General features: G+C 66.4%; 14 protein-coding genes. 10 read left to right on the plus strand and 4 right to left on the minus strand.

The features are described from left to right. Nucleotides 1-68: 68 nt before the first annotated feature. Entirely contained in the window at nucleotides 69-1025 is a 957-nt protein-coding gene (locus tag JQ633_RS06005; RefSeq protein WP_211983433.1) for a phosphotransferase, read from the plus strand. A gap of 28 nt (nucleotides 1026-1053) precedes the next feature. On the opposite strand, the gene JQ633_RS06010 is transcribed toward JQ633_RS06005, so the two are convergent. The 3 genes from JQ633_RS06010 to JQ633_RS06020 form a co-directional block, all read right to left on the minus strand. Next, nucleotides 1054-1530, minus strand: coding sequence for a hypothetical protein (locus JQ633_RS06010; protein ID WP_249158865.1), 477 nt, complete (start codon nucleotides 1528-1530; stop codon nucleotides 1054-1056). A gap of 64 nt (nucleotides 1531-1594) precedes the next feature. Next, a complete protein-coding gene (locus tag JQ633_RS06015; RefSeq protein ID WP_249158866.1) occupies nucleotides 1595-2071 on the minus strand; it encodes a hypothetical protein in 477 nt (158 codons plus the stop codon). Nucleotides 2072-2084: 13 nt separating this feature from the next. Continuing rightward, on the minus strand, nucleotides 2085-2681 hold the full coding sequence (locus JQ633_RS06020) for a hypothetical protein (protein WP_211983435.1): 597 nt from the start codon (nucleotides 2679-2681) through the stop codon (nucleotides 2085-2087). A 155-nt stretch (nucleotides 2682-2836) separates the two neighbouring features. Here JQ633_RS06020 and JQ633_RS06025 point away from each other — a divergent pair, with 155 nt between their 5' ends. The 9 genes from JQ633_RS06025 to JQ633_RS06065 all read left to right on the plus strand — a co-directional run bounded on the left by JQ633_RS06025 (nucleotide 2837) and on the right by JQ633_RS06065 (nucleotide 13004). Then, nucleotides 2837-4249 carry a caspase family protein gene (locus JQ633_RS06025; RefSeq protein WP_211983437.1) on the plus strand — a complete coding sequence of 471 codons (1413 nt, stop codon included), beginning with the start codon at nucleotides 2837-2839 and terminating at the stop codon, nucleotides 4247-4249. A 223-nt stretch (nucleotides 4250-4472) separates the two neighbouring features. Then, nucleotides 4473-6095 carry an ABC transporter substrate-binding protein gene (locus JQ633_RS06030; RefSeq protein WP_211983439.1) on the plus strand — a complete coding sequence of 541 codons (1623 nt, stop codon included), beginning with the start codon at nucleotides 4473-4475 and terminating at the stop codon, nucleotides 6093-6095. A 303-nt stretch (nucleotides 6096-6398) separates the two neighbouring features. Next, nucleotides 6399-7412 (plus strand): ABC transporter permease, encoded by a 1014-nt coding sequence (locus JQ633_RS06035; protein WP_211983441.1) that lies wholly within the window; start codon nucleotides 6399-6401, stop codon nucleotides 7410-7412. A 9-nt stretch (nucleotides 7413-7421) separates the two neighbouring features. Further along, the gene (locus tag JQ633_RS06040) at nucleotides 7422-8321 is read left to right on the plus strand and encodes an ABC transporter permease (protein WP_211983443.1); all 900 of its coding nucleotides are present in this window, start codon (nucleotides 7422-7424) and stop codon (nucleotides 8319-8321) included. An 89-nt stretch (nucleotides 8322-8410) separates the two neighbouring features. Further along, entirely contained in the window at nucleotides 8411-10210 is a 1800-nt protein-coding gene (locus JQ633_RS06045) for a dipeptide ABC transporter ATP-binding protein (RefSeq protein ID WP_211983445.1), read from the plus strand. 20 nt (nucleotides 10211-10230) lie between these two features. Continuing rightward, a complete protein-coding gene (locus tag JQ633_RS06050) occupies nucleotides 10231-10410 on the plus strand; it encodes a DUF4089 domain-containing protein (RefSeq protein ID WP_211983447.1) in 180 nt (59 codons plus the stop codon). A gap of 7 nt (nucleotides 10411-10417) precedes the next feature. After that, on the plus strand, nucleotides 10418-11821 hold the full coding sequence (locus tag JQ633_RS06055) for an AtzE family amidohydrolase (RefSeq protein ID WP_211983449.1): 1404 nt from the start codon (nucleotides 10418-10420) through the stop codon (nucleotides 11819-11821). A gap of 55 nt (nucleotides 11822-11876) precedes the next feature. After that, a complete protein-coding gene (hpxZ, locus tag JQ633_RS06060; protein ID WP_211983458.1) occupies nucleotides 11877-12269 on the plus strand; it encodes an oxalurate catabolism protein HpxZ in 393 nt (130 codons plus the stop codon). A 15-nt stretch (nucleotides 12270-12284) separates the two neighbouring features. Beyond that, nucleotides 12285-13004, plus strand: coding sequence for a GntR family transcriptional regulator (locus JQ633_RS06065; RefSeq protein ID WP_211983460.1), 720 nt, complete (start codon nucleotides 12285-12287; stop codon nucleotides 13002-13004). A gap of 111 nt (nucleotides 13005-13115) precedes the next feature. Here JQ633_RS06065 and atzF read toward each other — a convergent pair whose 3' ends face one another. After that, a complete protein-coding gene (gene atzF / locus JQ633_RS06070) occupies nucleotides 13116-14906 on the minus strand; it encodes an allophanate hydrolase (protein ID WP_211983461.1) in 1791 nt (596 codons plus the stop codon). Nucleotides 14907-15275 lie beyond the last annotated feature (369 nt).

Below are 15275 nucleotides of genomic sequence, written 5' to 3' on the forward strand. Positions count from 1 at the left end.
CTGTCTCCGTTGACGCAGAATCCCGGATTACGCTTCGCTCCAACCGGGCTACAAGTTCATTCTTCGCAATGACCATCCTGCCACCGATCCCCGACTACGCCACCTACCGCGCCTGGCGCGGCGACACCGCGCGCTGGCTGCCGGTCGCGCGCGAGATCGCGGGCTCCCACGGGCTGCCCTGCACCGCGCCGCACGTCTTCGCGACCGGCACCAACCTCGTCGTAGGGCTCGACGGCGATCTGATCCTGAAGCTCTTCCCGCCGTTCCTGCGCCCGCAATTCATCTCCGAGCGCACCACGCTCGCGCAGCTCCGCGGCCGGCTCGGCATTCCGATCCCCGAGATCGTCGCCGAGGGCGAGCGCGACGGCTGGCCTTATCTCGTCATCACCCGCCTAGAAGGGGTGGTCGGCTCGGAGGCGTGGCCCTCGCTCGCGGAAGCCGAAAAGGAGCGTGTGCTCGGCGAGATCGGCGCGGTCATCGCATCGGTGCAGCGTGTGCCGCCGGGCGCGCTGCTTGAAGCCGAGCCGCGCTGGGACGCCTTCATGCGCGGGCAGATCGCGCAGTGCCGGGCGCGTCACGCGCGGCTGGGGCTACCGGCAAAATTCCTCGCGGGATTCGACGATTTGCTGCGCGACGCCGCTGAGCTGATCCCGATGGATGCGCCGCCGGTGATCCTGACCGGCGAGTACATCCCGGAAAACTTCCTGCTGGCGCGCCGGGCGGACGGCTGGCACGTCGCCGGCCTGTTCGACTTCGGCGACATGCAGACCGGGTGGGGCGAGTACGACATGCTCGGGCCCAGCGCCTTCATGGCGGCCGGCCATCCGCGCCGCGTGCGCAGCCTGTTCGACGGCTTCGGCATTGCGCGCGCCGATGTGACGTTCGCGCTGAAGCGGCGGCTGATGGCGCTCATGATGCTGCACCGGCACAGCGATCCGCTCGGCCACATCTGCATTCCGGGCTGGCCGGACAGGGCCGGCGACCTCGTCGAGCTGCAGGAACTGATCTGGCCGGGCGAAGCATGACCGCCGCGCGGTCATGCTTAGCGGGCAATCATCCCTTGGCCTGGATCAGCTTGGCCGCCCGCGCCAGCACGCCGGCGATCGAGGCCAGTCCGCTGTCGCCCCAGCCGGGTGCGTGGCCGGTTGCCTTGACCTGGCGCAATGCGCCTGCGATCGCGGCCTGGCATTGCGTGATCGCGGAGACGGCTTCGGCCTTGCTGCTCGCCGAGCGCAGGCGGGTGGCCGCGGTTTGCAGGGCGCGCTGGGTCTCGGGGACCCGGACCGAGGAGATCTCGTTGCTCATGCGCTCGAGCACGTCCGCAACGCAGTTGTAGAGTGCCTTGCCGCGGCTGCTGCTGCAGGCGGAAAGCCCGGCATTCGCGTTCGCCGCCGCGGCGTTCAGCACTGCGGCCGCCGATGCCGGCCGATCCGCAAACAACGATGCCAGCAACACCAGTGCCGCCAGCGCCAGCATCCGCATGCCGGCCGTCAGCCGCCCTTGTTCAAGTCCGTAAATGAATGTCGTCATTGTCCCAGCCCTTTCATTGATCGGAGTGGAGCATGACCGCCGAGCGGTCATACTCTTCCCGGCATCATCCCTTCGCCTGGATCAGTTTTGCGGCCCGCGCCAGCACGCCGACGATCGCGGACAGGCCGCGGCCGGTGTCCTGCGTGGCGCCCGGCGCCGCCTTGGCCTGACGGATCGCGCCGGCGATCGCCGCCTGGGCCTGGCTGATTGCCGAGAGCGCCTCCGCCTTGCTGTTGGCGGCACGCAAGCGCGCCGACGCGGTCTGCAATGCGCGCTGTGCCTCGGGCACCCGGATCGGTGCGATCTCGTTGTTCAGACGATCGAGCACGTCGGCGACGCAGTTGTAGAGCTCCTTGCCGCGGCTGGTGCTGCAGGCCGACAGCCCGGCATTCGCGTTTGCCGATGCGGCAATCAGGGCTCCCGCCGCCGACGCAGGACGGTCGGCGACCAGCGATCCGAATACAACGAGTGTGGCGACCACCAGCCACCGCATGCCGGCGGTCAGTCGGTTGTGTCGGCGTTCGGCCGTGAATGCAGTCATCGTGTCCCCCAGTTTACGGTGACGTTGGTGTCACCGTGTTGCCCACCGTGAATTCGCACGGCACCGTCGTCAGCTTCGGCTCCCCTTTAGCTGCGAACAGCTTTTCCCAATGTGACCTGCGGCACACGACGCCGCTCGGCGCATCTTCGACGATGACGACGGCGTAGAGCCGGTCACGCTTCTGGAAGGCCTTGACGCTGGTGTCCTCCGGGAAAGTCTGCAGCAGCGTCAGGACGCCATGCCCGCTGTCGACGTCGGCGGCGATGCCGGCAATGCCGCTGATCGTCCGCCACTTGCCGCCTTCGATCATGGTGCCGACGAAAACACCTTCGGCGACGGTGTTCTGCATGATCTTCTGCTTGAGAAAGTTCGGCCCGAGCTCCGGGCTCAGCCGCAGCCGGTTCTTCAGCGTCGGCGAATAGAAAATCTTGTCGGTGCCGCCCTGAAACAGGATGGTGGTGCCCTCGGGCCCGCCGGCGAGCAGGTTCTGGAATTCACGGCCGCTGAGAACGCCGGCTGAGGCCGGCAGCGGCGGCACGAGCAGCGCAGCGAGTACGGCGACGAGGCGCGACAGCCGGCGCCGGTTCGCCTTGCCTCTCAGATAGCGCATGAAGGGGAGGAACACTGGAAAACTTGTCGTTGTGCAATTTGCGGAAATCAACCACACGGTCGATGGCCCGTCAATCGATGACGGGTGACGGACATGACATGCCGGCACTTGTCGCGTAACCTGATTGCAGGCGCAAACGGCGGATCGATTGTGGAATGCGGCCGACCTTCCTGACGTTTCTGTTCGCAATGGCGCTCGCGGTATCGGCGGTTTCGCTGGCGCCGCGCGCGTCGGCCCTCGACGGATCACGGAAGACGGTGCCGGCATCGGCGCCCCGGCTGGCGCTGGTGATCGGCAACGCCCGCTACGCAAAGCTCGGCACGCTCGACAATCCCGAACGGGATGCGGACCTGATCGCGGAGCGGCTGCGGCGGCTCGGCTTCGACGTGACGAGCGTCGCCGATCGCGACCTCAAGACGATGGTGCAGGACGTCGAGGATTTCGCGCGCAAGGTCGCCGCGCGCGGCCCCGATGCCGTATCGGTACTGTATTACGCGGGCCACGGCCTCGAGGTCGATTCGATCAACTACCTGGTGCCCGTCAGTGCCGAGATCAGGAAGCGATCCGACATCGCGGCGCAATCGCTCAGCGTCAAGCGCGTCGCCGACCGGTTGTCGGCCGCGCACAACACGCTCAACGTGTTGATCATCGATGCCTGCCGCGACAATCCGTTTCCGGCGTCGGTGACGCCGCCCGGTACGCGCGGCCTGGTGCCGATGGGAGCGGTCTACGGCGTGTTCATCGCCTCCTCGACCGGATCGGGGAAGGCCGCGCTCGACGGTGACGACGGTCACAGCCCGTACACGCGGGCGCTTGCGGAGGCCATCATGGCCCCCGGCGAGAAGCTGGAGGACGTCTTCAAGAGCGTCCGCCGCCAGGTTCGCCTCGTCACCGGCGAGCAGCAGATCCCCTGGGAGTCGACCTCGCTCGACCGCGACTTCTACTTCGTGCCGCCGGCGGCTGCGCCGACGCCGTCAGAGCAATTGCTGGCGGCAGCGAACGAGACCGGCAATCTCGCGCTGTTCGACCTGCTGATCGAGCGCTTCCCGGCAAGCAGGGAGGCGGACGCAGCGCGGGCGGCGGCCGCGAAATTGCGGGCCGCTGCGGGAGCCGAGGCGCAAGCCCTGGCTGCATCGGGCGCGGCGCAGGTCCTGGCCCGCGCCCGGCAGGTCAACACGCCGGAGGCGTTCGACCTTGTCGCCTCGCTGTTTCCCGATGCGCCGGAGGCCGACCAGGCCCGTGCCGCGGCGTCGCGGCTGCGCGAGACCACCGTGCTCGACAGTGCCGGGCCGAGCTATGAGGGCCGCGAACTGGTGCAGCAGCTCCAGGAGCAGCTCGCCCGGCTCGACTGCCTTGCCGGCGATCGCGACGGTGCGTTCGAGGCGCCGACCATCGAAGGGTTGCGCCGCGCCTCGCTGCTGTCGGACGAGCATTATCTCTGGTACCGGCCCACCATGGCCGCGCTGCGCGCGCTGAAGAAGATCAGCACCTCCGACGGCTGCGGCCGGCAGAAGGTGGTCGCCGCGCCCCGTTGCCTGCGCATCAACGGCGAAGATTTCTGTCCGTAACCGCGCCTTCCAAAAAACGAGCAGTAGGTTGGCGGTGCTTTCGTATTAGGCAGATGATCCGGCTTTGTATGCAACTCCACATCCAGCGAACCGGATGCCGCTCCAGATTTAAATATGTGGTTTCAGTGCGTTAGCTGGAAATAAGATCTCGTTAGGGGTTGGCACGAACCTTGCGAACCCTGCTCCAGAGGCCGGTTTTGTTTAGGGCATTTGGAGCATCACCATGAAGCGTCGCGATTTCCTCAAATCGGTATCCGGATTGGCGGCGGGGGCGCTGGCGCCGACCGGGCCCGCGATCTTCTCGCCGGCCAGGGCCGACGCCCGGTCCGAGACGCTGCTGATCGTCTCCGAAGGCGGACCCAACAATCTCGACATCCATGGCGTCGGCACCAACGTGCCCGGCTACGAGGTGTCGTGGAATTGCTACGACCGGCTGATCAGCCACGAGATGAAGAGCGGTCCGGGCGGCGTGCCCTATTATGACCGCGACAAGTTCAAGGGTGAACTCGCCGAGGACATGAACATCGGCGACATGTCGGTCACCTTCAAGCTGCGCAAGAACGCCAAATTCCACGACGGCACGCCGGTCACCGCGAAGGATGTGAAGTGGTCGCTCGATCGCGCCGTCAGCGTCGGTGGCTTCCCGACCTTCCAGATGAGTGCCGGCTCGCTGACGAAGGCCGAGCAGTTCGTGATCGTCGATGACTACACCGTGCGCGTCGACTTCCTGAAGAAAGACAGACTGACGATCCCCGACCTCGCCGTGATCGTGCCCTGTGTCGTCAATTCCGAGCTCGTCAAGAAGAACGCCAGCGAGAAGGATCCCTGGGGTCTCGAGTTTACCAAACAGCAGACCGCCGGCTCCGGCGCCTACAAGGTGACGAAATGGACCGCCGGCACCGAGGTGGTGATGGAGCGCAACGAGGACTGGGTCTGCGGTCCGCTGCCGAAGATCAAGCGCGTGATCTGGCGGATGGTGCCGCAGGCCGGCAACCGCCGCGCGCTGCTGGAGCGCGGCGATGCCGACATCTCCTATGAGCTGCCGTTCAAGGATTTCCAGGAGATGAAGGCGAACGGCAAGCTCAACGTGGTCTCGCTGCCGTTCTCCAACGGCATCCAGTATATCGGCATGAACGTCACCAAGCCGCCGTTCGACAATCCGAAAGTGCGGCAGGCGATGGCCTACGCGATGCCGTACCAGAAGATCATGGATGCGGTGCTGTTCGGCCTCGCCAATCCGATGTTCGGCGCGGCCAAGGACAAGCCGACCGAGGTCGCCTGGCCGCAGCCGACCAAATATGTCACCGACATGGAGAAGGCGAAGGCGCTGCTCGCTGAAGCCGGCTATGCCAACGGGTTCGAGACCACGATCTCGTTCGACCTGAATTTTGCAGGCGTCAACGAGCCGCTCTGCGTGCTGGTGCAGGAGAGCCTCGCGCAGCTCGGCATCAAGACCACGATCAACAAGGTGCCCGGCGCCAACTGGCGCACCGAGCTCACCAAGAAGGAGATGCCGCTGTTCACCAACGTGTTCTCGGGCTGGCTCGATTACCCCGAGTACTTCTTCTACTGGTGCTATCACGGCAATAATTCGATCTTCAACACGATGAGCTACAAGTCGCCGGAGATGGACATGCTCATCGACGGCGCGCGCATCGCCGCCGCCAACGGCGACACCGCGGCCTATGATGCCGACGTGAAAGGCTTCGTCGATCTCGCCTTCGCCGACATCCCGCGCATCCCGCTCTACCAGCCCTTCGTCAACGTCGCGATGCAGAAGAACATCTCGGGCTACCAATACTGGTTCCACCGCCGCCTCGACTACCGCGCGATGGCGAAGGGGTGAGGGTGTGATCCTGCATCACGGCGCAGCAACGTGCGCGAGTAAGGTGAGCATGCTGTTCAGGCTCCCTCTCCCGCTTGCGGGGGAGGGCGGGGTGGGGGTGCTTCCGCATTGGGATTCCCGGCGCGGAGAGAGCCCCCACCCGCCACGCTCTTCGAGCGCGCCGGCCTCCCCCGCAAGCGGGAGAGGCGAAGCGAGCCCGTGGACAGTTCTCGATAAAGCCATATGCAATTGCCCTGCCCGCAAGGGGGGAGGGAGCCCGGCCACTGCCGTTGCGGCTTTGCTTGATGGGATCGGGAGCGCCCCATGCTGACCATGATCGGCAAGCGGCTGCTGTTCGCGATCCCGTCGTTGATCGGGGTCGTGATCGTCACCTTCCTGTTGACGCGCGCGCTGCCGGGCGATCCGGCGGCTTATTTTGCGGGGCCCGCGGCGACCAAGGAAGCCGTCGAGCAGATCAGGAAGAAGCTCGGCTTCGACAAGCCGCTGATCGAGCAGTTCGTCCGCTACACCAATGATCTCGCGCATGGCGATTTCGGCACCTCGCTGACCACGGGCCAGCCGGTCGCGGCCGAGTTGCGCAACCGTCTGCCGGCGTCGGCCGAGCTCACACTGCTCGGTCTGCTGGTCTCGATCGTGATCGCGATTCCGCTCGGCGTGCTGGCGGCAACGCGGCCGGGCTCCTGGATCGATCATCTCTGCCGGGTCACCACCACGGCCGGCGTATCGCTGCCGGTGTTCTTCACCGGGCTCGTGCTGGTTTATGTCTTCTATTTCCGGCTCGGCTGGTCTCCGGCGCCGCTCGGGCGGCTCGACGTGTTCTACAGCGCGCCGCCGACCGTCACCGGCTTCTATCTGATCGACACGCTGATCGCCCGCGACTTCGAGGCGTTTCGCTCGGCACTCAGCCAGTTGATCCTGCCGGCCGTGACGCTCGCCATCTTCTCGCTGGCGCCGATCGCGCGCATGACGCGCGCCTCGATGCTGGCGGTGCTGGCGTCCGACTTCGTCCGCACCGCGCGCGCCAGCGGCCTGTCGCCCGGCAAGGTGATCGTCACCTACGCCTTCCGCAATGCGATGCTGCCGGTCATCACCACGCTCAGCATGGTGTTCTCGTTCCTGTTAGGGGCCAACGTGCTGGTCGAAAAAGTGTTCGCCTGGCCCGGCATCGGCTCCTACGCGGTCGAAGCGCTGATCGCATCCGACTTCGCGCCGGTGCAGGGTTTCGTGCTGACCATGGCGGTCATGTACGTGCTGCTCAATCTCGTCATCGACATTCTCTACGGCGTGATCGATCCACGCGTCCGGCTGGAAGGGTAGGGAGCTGCCATGAGCACCGTTGCGCCGACAATTGAACCTGCAGGTCCCGCGCAAACGTCGGGGCTCGCCGCGATCTTCGAGCAGACACGTTATGTGCTGAGCGAGAACAAGGTGACCGGTTTCGCCTTCGGGCTCCTGATCCTCATCCTGTTCGCCGCGCTGTTCGGTCCCTACGTCGTTCCCTATGATCCGCTCGCTTCCGATACCGCCGCTGCCTTGAAGCCGCCGTCGGCGGCGCACTGGTTCGGCACCGATCAACTCGGCCGCGATATCTTCAGTCGCGTCATCGTCGCAACGCGGCTGGACACCTTCATCGCGATCGCGTCCGTCGTGCTGGTGTTCCTGATGGGCGGGCTGGCCGGCATCGCCGCGGGCTATTTCGGCGGCTGGACCGACCGCATCGTCGGGCGCATCGCCGACACCATCATGGCGTTTCCGCTGTTCGTGCTGGCGATGGGTATCGTCGCGGCGCTCGGAAACACCGTGCAGAACATCATCATCGCGACGGCGATCGTGAACTTCCCGCTTTATGCCCGCGTGGCACGCGCCGAAGCCAATGTCCGCCGCAACGCCGGCTTCGTGCAGGCGGCGCGGCTTTCCGGCAACGGCGAATACCGCATCCTGCTGGTGCACATCCTGCCGAACATCATGCCGATCATGATCGTGCAGATGTCGCTGACCATGGGCTACGCCATCCTCAACGCCGCGGGCCTGTCCTTCATCGGCCTCGGGGTGCGGCCGCCGACCGCCGAATGGGGCATCATGGTCGCCGAGGGCGCCGGCTTCATGGTGTCGGGCGAATGGTGGATCGCACTGTTCCCCGGCCTTGCGCTGATGATCGCGGTGTTCTGCTTCAACCTGCTCGGCGACGGCCTGCGCGACATCGTCGACCCGCAGCGGAGGACGTGATCGATGCGGTGTCTTGATACCTCTGGGCTACTTTGCATGGGGTTGTTTCGCCCACTTTTGGATGACGCCTCGGATGAGGGGAGGCGGGCATGACCTCCCAGCCACTGCTCGACGTCAAGGACCTCACCGTCGAGTTCACGACGCGACGCGGCATCGTCAAGGCGGTGCAGCATGTCGACATCGCGGTCGGCAAGGGCGAGACCGTCGGCATCGTCGGCGAGTCCGGCTCCGGCAAGTCGGTGACGTCATATGCCGTGATGCGCATCCTCGATCGCGCCGGGAAGATCGCCGAGGGCTCGGTGATGTTCTCCGGGATCGACGTCAAGTCGGCCACCGAGAGCCAGATGCGCGACCTGCGCGGCCGCGAAGTCTCGATGATCTTCCAGAACCCGCGCGCCGCCCTCAATCCGATCCGCAAGGTCGGCGACCAGATCGAGGACGTGCTGCGCCAGCACGTGCAGCAAGCGCAAGTCGGCGACCGCGGCGAGAAGGCGATCGAGGCGCTTGAGCAGGTCAAGATCGCGCGCCCGCGCGAGCGCTATCACGCCTATCCGTTCGAGCTCTCCGGCGGCATGTGCCAGCGCGTCGTGATCGCGCTGGCGCTGGCCTGCAATCCGCAGCTCCTGATAGCCGACGAGCCGAGCACCGGCCTCGACGTCACCACGCAGAAGGCGGTGATGGACCTGATCGTCGAGTTGACCAAACGACGATCGATGTCGACGATCCTGATCACCCACGACCTCGGCCTCGCCGCCGCCTATTGCGACCGCGTCGTGGTGATGGAGAAGGGCCGCGTGGTCGAGACCGCAAGATCGGCCGACATCTTCGCCGCACCCCGGCACGCCTATACGAAGAAGCTGATGCGCGCGACGCCCCGGCTCGGCGTGTCGCTGCGCGACTTGCTGCCGGAGGACGACACTCTCGCCTCTCCCCGCACGCGGGGAGAGGCCGACACGCGCAGCGTGGCGGGTGAGGGGGACTCTCCACCTACCGTGCTAGCGGATGCAGCCCCTCACCCCAACCCTCTCCCCGCGAAGAGCGGGGCGAGGGAGCAGCCCCTCCTGTCAGTCGAGAACCTGATCAAGGAATACCCCCGTCAGGGCGCGACATCGGTGCTGACAAAACTGTTCGGCCGCAAGCCGCCGGTGCAGGAGGAGATCTTCCGCGCCGTCGACGGCATCAGCTTTTCGGTCGGCCACGGCGAGAGCGTCGGCCTGGTCGGCGAATCCGGCTGCGGCAAGTCGACGACGTCGATGATGGTGATGCGGTTGTTGGACCAGACCTCCGGCCGCATCCTGTTCGACGGCGATGACATCGGCGGCATCGCGCCGGCCTCGTTCGCACGGCTGCCGCAGCGCAGCCAGATCCAGATGGTGTTCCAGGATCCGACCGACAGCCTCAACCCGCGCTTCACCGCGGTGCGCGCCATCGCGGATCCTATCATGCAACTCGGCGACGTCAGGGGACGCGACGCGCTCCGCGCCCGCTGCGAGGAGCTGGCGCGGCTGGTCGGGCTGCCGGTCAATCTGCTGGATCGCTTTCCGCACCAGCTCTCCGGCGGCCAGAAGGCCCGCGTCGGCATTGCCCGCGCGATCGCGCTGCATCCGAAGCTCGTCATCCTCGACGAGCCGACCGCCGCGCTCGACGTCTCGGTGCAGGCGGTCGTGCTCAATCTGCTGCAGGACCTCAAGCAGTCGATGGGCATGAGCTACCTGTTCGTGTCGCACGATCTCAACGTGGTGCGGCTGCTCTGCAACCGCGTCATCGTGATGCGATCGGGGCGCATCGTGGAGCAGGGCATGTCCGAACAGGTCTTGGGCAATCCGCAGGATGCCTATACAAAGGAGCTGCTGACGGCGATCCCGCATCCGCCGTTGCCGGTGCATTGAGAAACTTGAACGGGAGCGAAATGGCCGACCAACTCGACGACTACATCAACGCCGTCGCGCGTGCGATGTCACTACCGCTGGAAGACGCCTGGCGTCCCGCGGTGCGCGCCAATCTCGAGGTCTCGCTGCAGCTGGCACGGATGGTCGACGAATTCCCGCTGCCGGACGAAGCCGAGTCCGCCGCGATCTATTCGGCCTGAGTTCGCGATGTCCGAGACTCCCGCCCCCATGTCGGCCGCCGTGATCGCGCAAGCCGTCTCCAGCCAGAAGCTGACTGCCGTTGCTGCGACCGAAGCCGTGCTCGCGCGCATCGCGGCACACGACAACACGCTCAATTCCTTCACCGACGTCACCGCCGATCGCGCCCGCGCCAGGGCCAAGTCGATCGACGCGGCGATCGCGGCGGGGCAAGCGGTCGGACCGCTCGCCGGCGTTCCCTTTGCGGTGAAGAATTTGTTCGACGTGCAGGGGCTCTCGACCCGCGCCGGCTCGAAGATCAATCGCGACCTGCCGCCCGCGCCGCGCGATGCCACGCTGATCGAGCGGATGGAGGCGGCCGGCGCCGTGCTGGTCGGCGCGCTCAACATGGGCGAATACGCCTACGACTTCACCGGCGAGAATGTGCATGACGGCCCGTCGCGCAATCCGCACGATCCGACGCGGATGACCGGCGGCTCCTCGGGCGGCTCCGGCAGCGCGGTCGGCGGCGCGCTGGTGCCGATCGCGCTCGGCTCCGACACCAACGGCTCGATCCGCGTGCCTGCATCGTTCTGCGGCATCTTCGGCCTGAAGCCGACCTATGGTCGGCTGTCGCGGGCGCGGACCTATCCGTTCGTCGCGAGCCTCGATCACCTCGGTCCGCTCGCACGCAGCGTGACGGATCTCGCGCTCGCTTACGATGCGATGCAGGGACCCGATGCGGGAGACGCCGCCTGCACCACGCGGCCCGTCGAGCCGGTGCTGCCGTCATTGACCGGCGATATCGGCGGGCTCCGCGTTGCAATCGCCGGCGGCTATTTCCAGAACAACGTGTTTCCGGAAGCGACCGAGGCCGTCGCACGTGTTGCGAAGGCGCTCGGCGCAACGCAGACGGTGGAGCTTCCCGAAGCCGCGCGTGCCCGTGCCGCGGCCTACATCATCACCACCACCGAGGGCGCCTCGCTGCATCTCGGCCGGCTGCGCAAGCGTCCAAACGATTTCGATCCGGCGGTGCGCGACCGCTTCATCGCCGGCGCGATGGTGCCGGCGCCCTATGTCGACAAGGCGCAGAAATTCCGTCGCTGGTACCGCGCAAGGGTGCTCGAGTTGTTCAACTCGGTCGACGTCATCCTGGCGCCGGCGACGCCCTGCACCGCGCCCAAGCTCGGCCAGGTCAATTTCGTGCTCGACGGCGTGGAGCTGCCGGTGCGTGCCAATATCGGCATCCACACCCAGCCGATCTCCTTCATCGGCCTGCCCGTCGTCGCCGTGCCGGTGCCGCTGGAGCCGATGCCGATCGGCGTGCAGATCATCGCCGCGCCGTGGCGCGAGGATATCGCGCTGCGCGTGGCCCATGCGCTGGAAAAGATGGGCGTTGTCGCCGCGCCGGCGCCGAGAGGGATCGGCGCATGATCCGGAAAAGTGGGAACCGGTTTTCCGACAAGATCATGCGCAAATGAGGTAAGGCATGGACATCGATCTTCCCGACGTGATCGCCGAGGTCAGCGCGCAGTTCGCGCGCTACGAGCAGGCGCTGGTGACCAATGACGTCGCGGTGCTCGACGAGTTGTTCCGCAACGACAAGCGCACGCTGCGCTACGGCATCGGCGAGAACCTCTATGGCTATGCCGAGATCATGGCGTTCCGAGCCGGCCGCTCGCCGGTCGGGCTGATGCGCAAGATCGACCGCACGGTGATCACCACCTATGGCCGCGACACCGCGATCGCCTCGACGCTGTTCTATCGCGAGACGACGCCGGGCAAGGTCGGGCGGCAGATGCAGACGTGGATTCGCTTCCCCGAGGGGTGGAGAATCGTCGCGGCCCATGTCAGCGTGATCGACGAACCCAAGGCCGTTTGAAAGGGTGCTTGCGGCATGAGCCTGGACGACTTTCCGTCACGCGCCGATGCTGAGGTCGCTGTGCGCCGCGTCGATCGGCCGTCGCAGCTCGCTGACAAGATCACCCGTGCCGAGGAGTTGCGGCTGCAGCTTGCCGATGAGATCGTGCGCGGCATGCTGCCGCCGGGCGCGGCACTCGACGAAACCGACATCGCCCGCCGCTTCAGCGTCTCGCGCACGCCGGTGCGGGAGGCGCTGCGGCAGCTCGTCGCCAGCGGCCTTGTCGAGGCCCGCGCGCATCGCGGCGCAGTGGTGGCGCGGCCGTCGCTCGACCGGCTCACCGGCATGTTCGAGGCGATGGCCGAATTGGAGGCGATGTGCGCCGGCCTTGCCGCCGAGCGGATGGCGCCGTCGGAGCGCCATGCGCTGGAGGCGATCCACGAGGAGCTGCGGGTGTTGAGCTACACCGGCAATCCCGAACGTTTCCACGAGGTCAACGAGCGCTTCCACAACGCGATCTACGCCGGATCGCAGAACGCCTACATCGCCGAAATGACGTTGGCGACGCGGGTGCGCGTGCAGCCGTTCCGCCGCGCCCAGTTCCGCAATCTCGGCCGTCTGGCAAAATCCCACGCCGAGCACGACCGCGTCGTCGTCGCCATCCTGCGCGGGGACAAGACGGGCGCCGCGGCTGCGATGCGCGCCCATATCGAGCAGGTGCGCGGGGAATACGAGACCTACGCGGTGTCGGTGTAGAAGTTCGCACACCATAATCGTCGTCATGCGTAGGGTGGGCAAAGGAGCGAAGCGACGTGCCCACCATCCACGCTGTGCTCGTGATGGTGGGCACGCTGCGCTTTGCCCACCCTACGAAGCCTTCGCCTTCTCCGCGATGAACGCGCGCCAGCCGCCATAGGTGGAGATATCGCGCGCGCCCGCAATTGCGGCGGGCTCGACGATAAAACCCTTGGCTTGCCGTCCGTCCGCCAACCTCACCGTGCCGATCGACAGCGGCGGCGGAATCGCGGCGACGAATTTGCCGAACGCGGCCGGCGACATCGCCCAGAGCTCGAGCTTGATCGACGCGCCCGCGCCAGCTTCGACACGCAGCATGCCGGGCTTGGGCGGCGTGGTGTCGAGCGCGTAGAGCTTGTAGTCGGGCGCGGTTGCGGTCGCTTCGAGCAGCCGCGCGTCGAGCGCGGTCAACTCGCCATTCAAGGCCATGCCCGAGAGATGCGCGCCGACCACCGCGATGGTGATCTCGCCGGCGCCGGCTTGCGCAGACACGGCAGTGAGCGGCGGTTGTGGCAGCGGCCTGGCGCCGAGCATAAGCCCGGTGTCGGCATGAAACACCCGGCCGATGCTCGCGAGTGTCGCGTCGCGGCCGGCGGGCGCCAGCAGCGTGATGCCGAACGGCGCGCCGTCGGACTGCATCGCCGCCGGCAGCGCCAGGCCGCAGAGGTCGAGCAGGTTGACGAAATTGGTGTAGGTGCCGAGCCGCGAGTTGAGCTCGATCGGATTGGCCAGCACGTCAGCGGTGGAATACACCGTCGGCGCCGTCGGCAACATGATCGCGTCGAGTTGCGCAAAGGTACGTTCGGTGATGCGACGCAGCGCCTCCAGCCGGTAGAGCGCGGCAAATGTATCGGCTGCGGTCGGCCGCGCGCCGCCGATCGTGATCTCGCGCGTCACCGGGTGCACGGCCTCGGGCGCCGATGCGAGCAGGTCGCGGATCACGAGATAGCGTTCGGCGACCCATGGTCCCTCATAGAGCAGCCGCGCGGTCTCGTAGAACGGCTCGAGGTCGAATGCGACGAGCTCGGCGCCAAGCGCCTGCCACCGCCTGCATGCGTCGTCATAGGCCTTTTCAGCCTCACGATCGCCGAAGAATTTCAATTGGCCGCTGTTGGGCACGCCGAGCTTCAGCTTCGATGGAAATGCGGCGAGATTGCCAAGCGGCCGGTTGCGCGAGAACGGATCGGTGTCGTCAGGCCATCCCATCACGGCGAGCGCCGCCACCGCGTCGTCGACCGTCAGCGCGAACACCGAGATGCAGTCGAGCGTGCGGCATGCCGGTACGACGCCGGTGGTCGAGATCAGCCCGAGGCTCGGCTTCAGGCCGACGATGTTGTTGAGCATCGCCGGCACGCGGCCGCTGCCCGCGGTGTCGGTGCCGAGCGCGAGCGGGACGAGCCCGGCGGAGACGGCGACCGCTGAGCCCGAGCTCGATCCGCCCGGCACGAGATCGCCGCGCACCGGATTTTTCGGGATGCCGTAGGGCGAGCGCACGCCGACGAGGCCGGTGGCGAACTGGTCGAGATTGGTCTTGCCGATGATGATGGCGCCCGCCGCGCGCAGTCGTGCAACCGCGGTCGCGTCTTGCGCCGGCGCAAAGGAAAAGGCCGGGCAGGCGGCGGTGGTCGGCAGACCCGCCACGTCGATATTGTCCTTCACCGCCACCGGCACGCCGTAGAGCGGCAGCGTCGGGTCGGCGAGGCGCTCGGCCTCGGCGATCGCATCGCGCTCGTCGCGCAGGCTGATGAAGATGGCGGGATCGTTGTGCGCGCGGATGCGCTGATAGCTGCGCGCCACGGTTTGTGCCGGCGTCATGGTGCCGGCGCGGTGCGCGGCGAGGATCGCGGCGACGGTTTCAGTCACGTGTTCGGCCCCATCGTTTGAATGGCAAGGTGAGTGCACCTTGCCGAGGAATTACTGCCCGGGCGAAGCAAGCAATGTGCCATTGTGTACAATTGCCCGCCGCTACTTGGCGCAGTGATTATGTCATTATTTCAGTATCTTGAGATGACAGCCCATCGCCAAATGAGTCTCCCTCATGAGAACGATTGCCTAATTATTGGGCGGGGTGCTCAGGCGGCTTTCGCAAGAACCCCGCCGCTTGTCGCGGGTCATGCTTGCTGAACCTCGCCGGACCTGGCGAACAATATTGTTGTTGACGACAACAATCCGGAATGCGCAACACTATGGCCAAAGCCTGGCCGGGACCGTGCTGCCAACGCGCGGTCCCGC

The sequence above is a fragment of the Bradyrhizobium tropiciagri genome, from assembly GCF_018130505.1.
In the GTDB taxonomy this organism is placed as follows: Bacteria; Pseudomonadota; Alphaproteobacteria; order Rhizobiales; family Xanthobacteraceae; genus Bradyrhizobium; species Bradyrhizobium tropiciagri_B.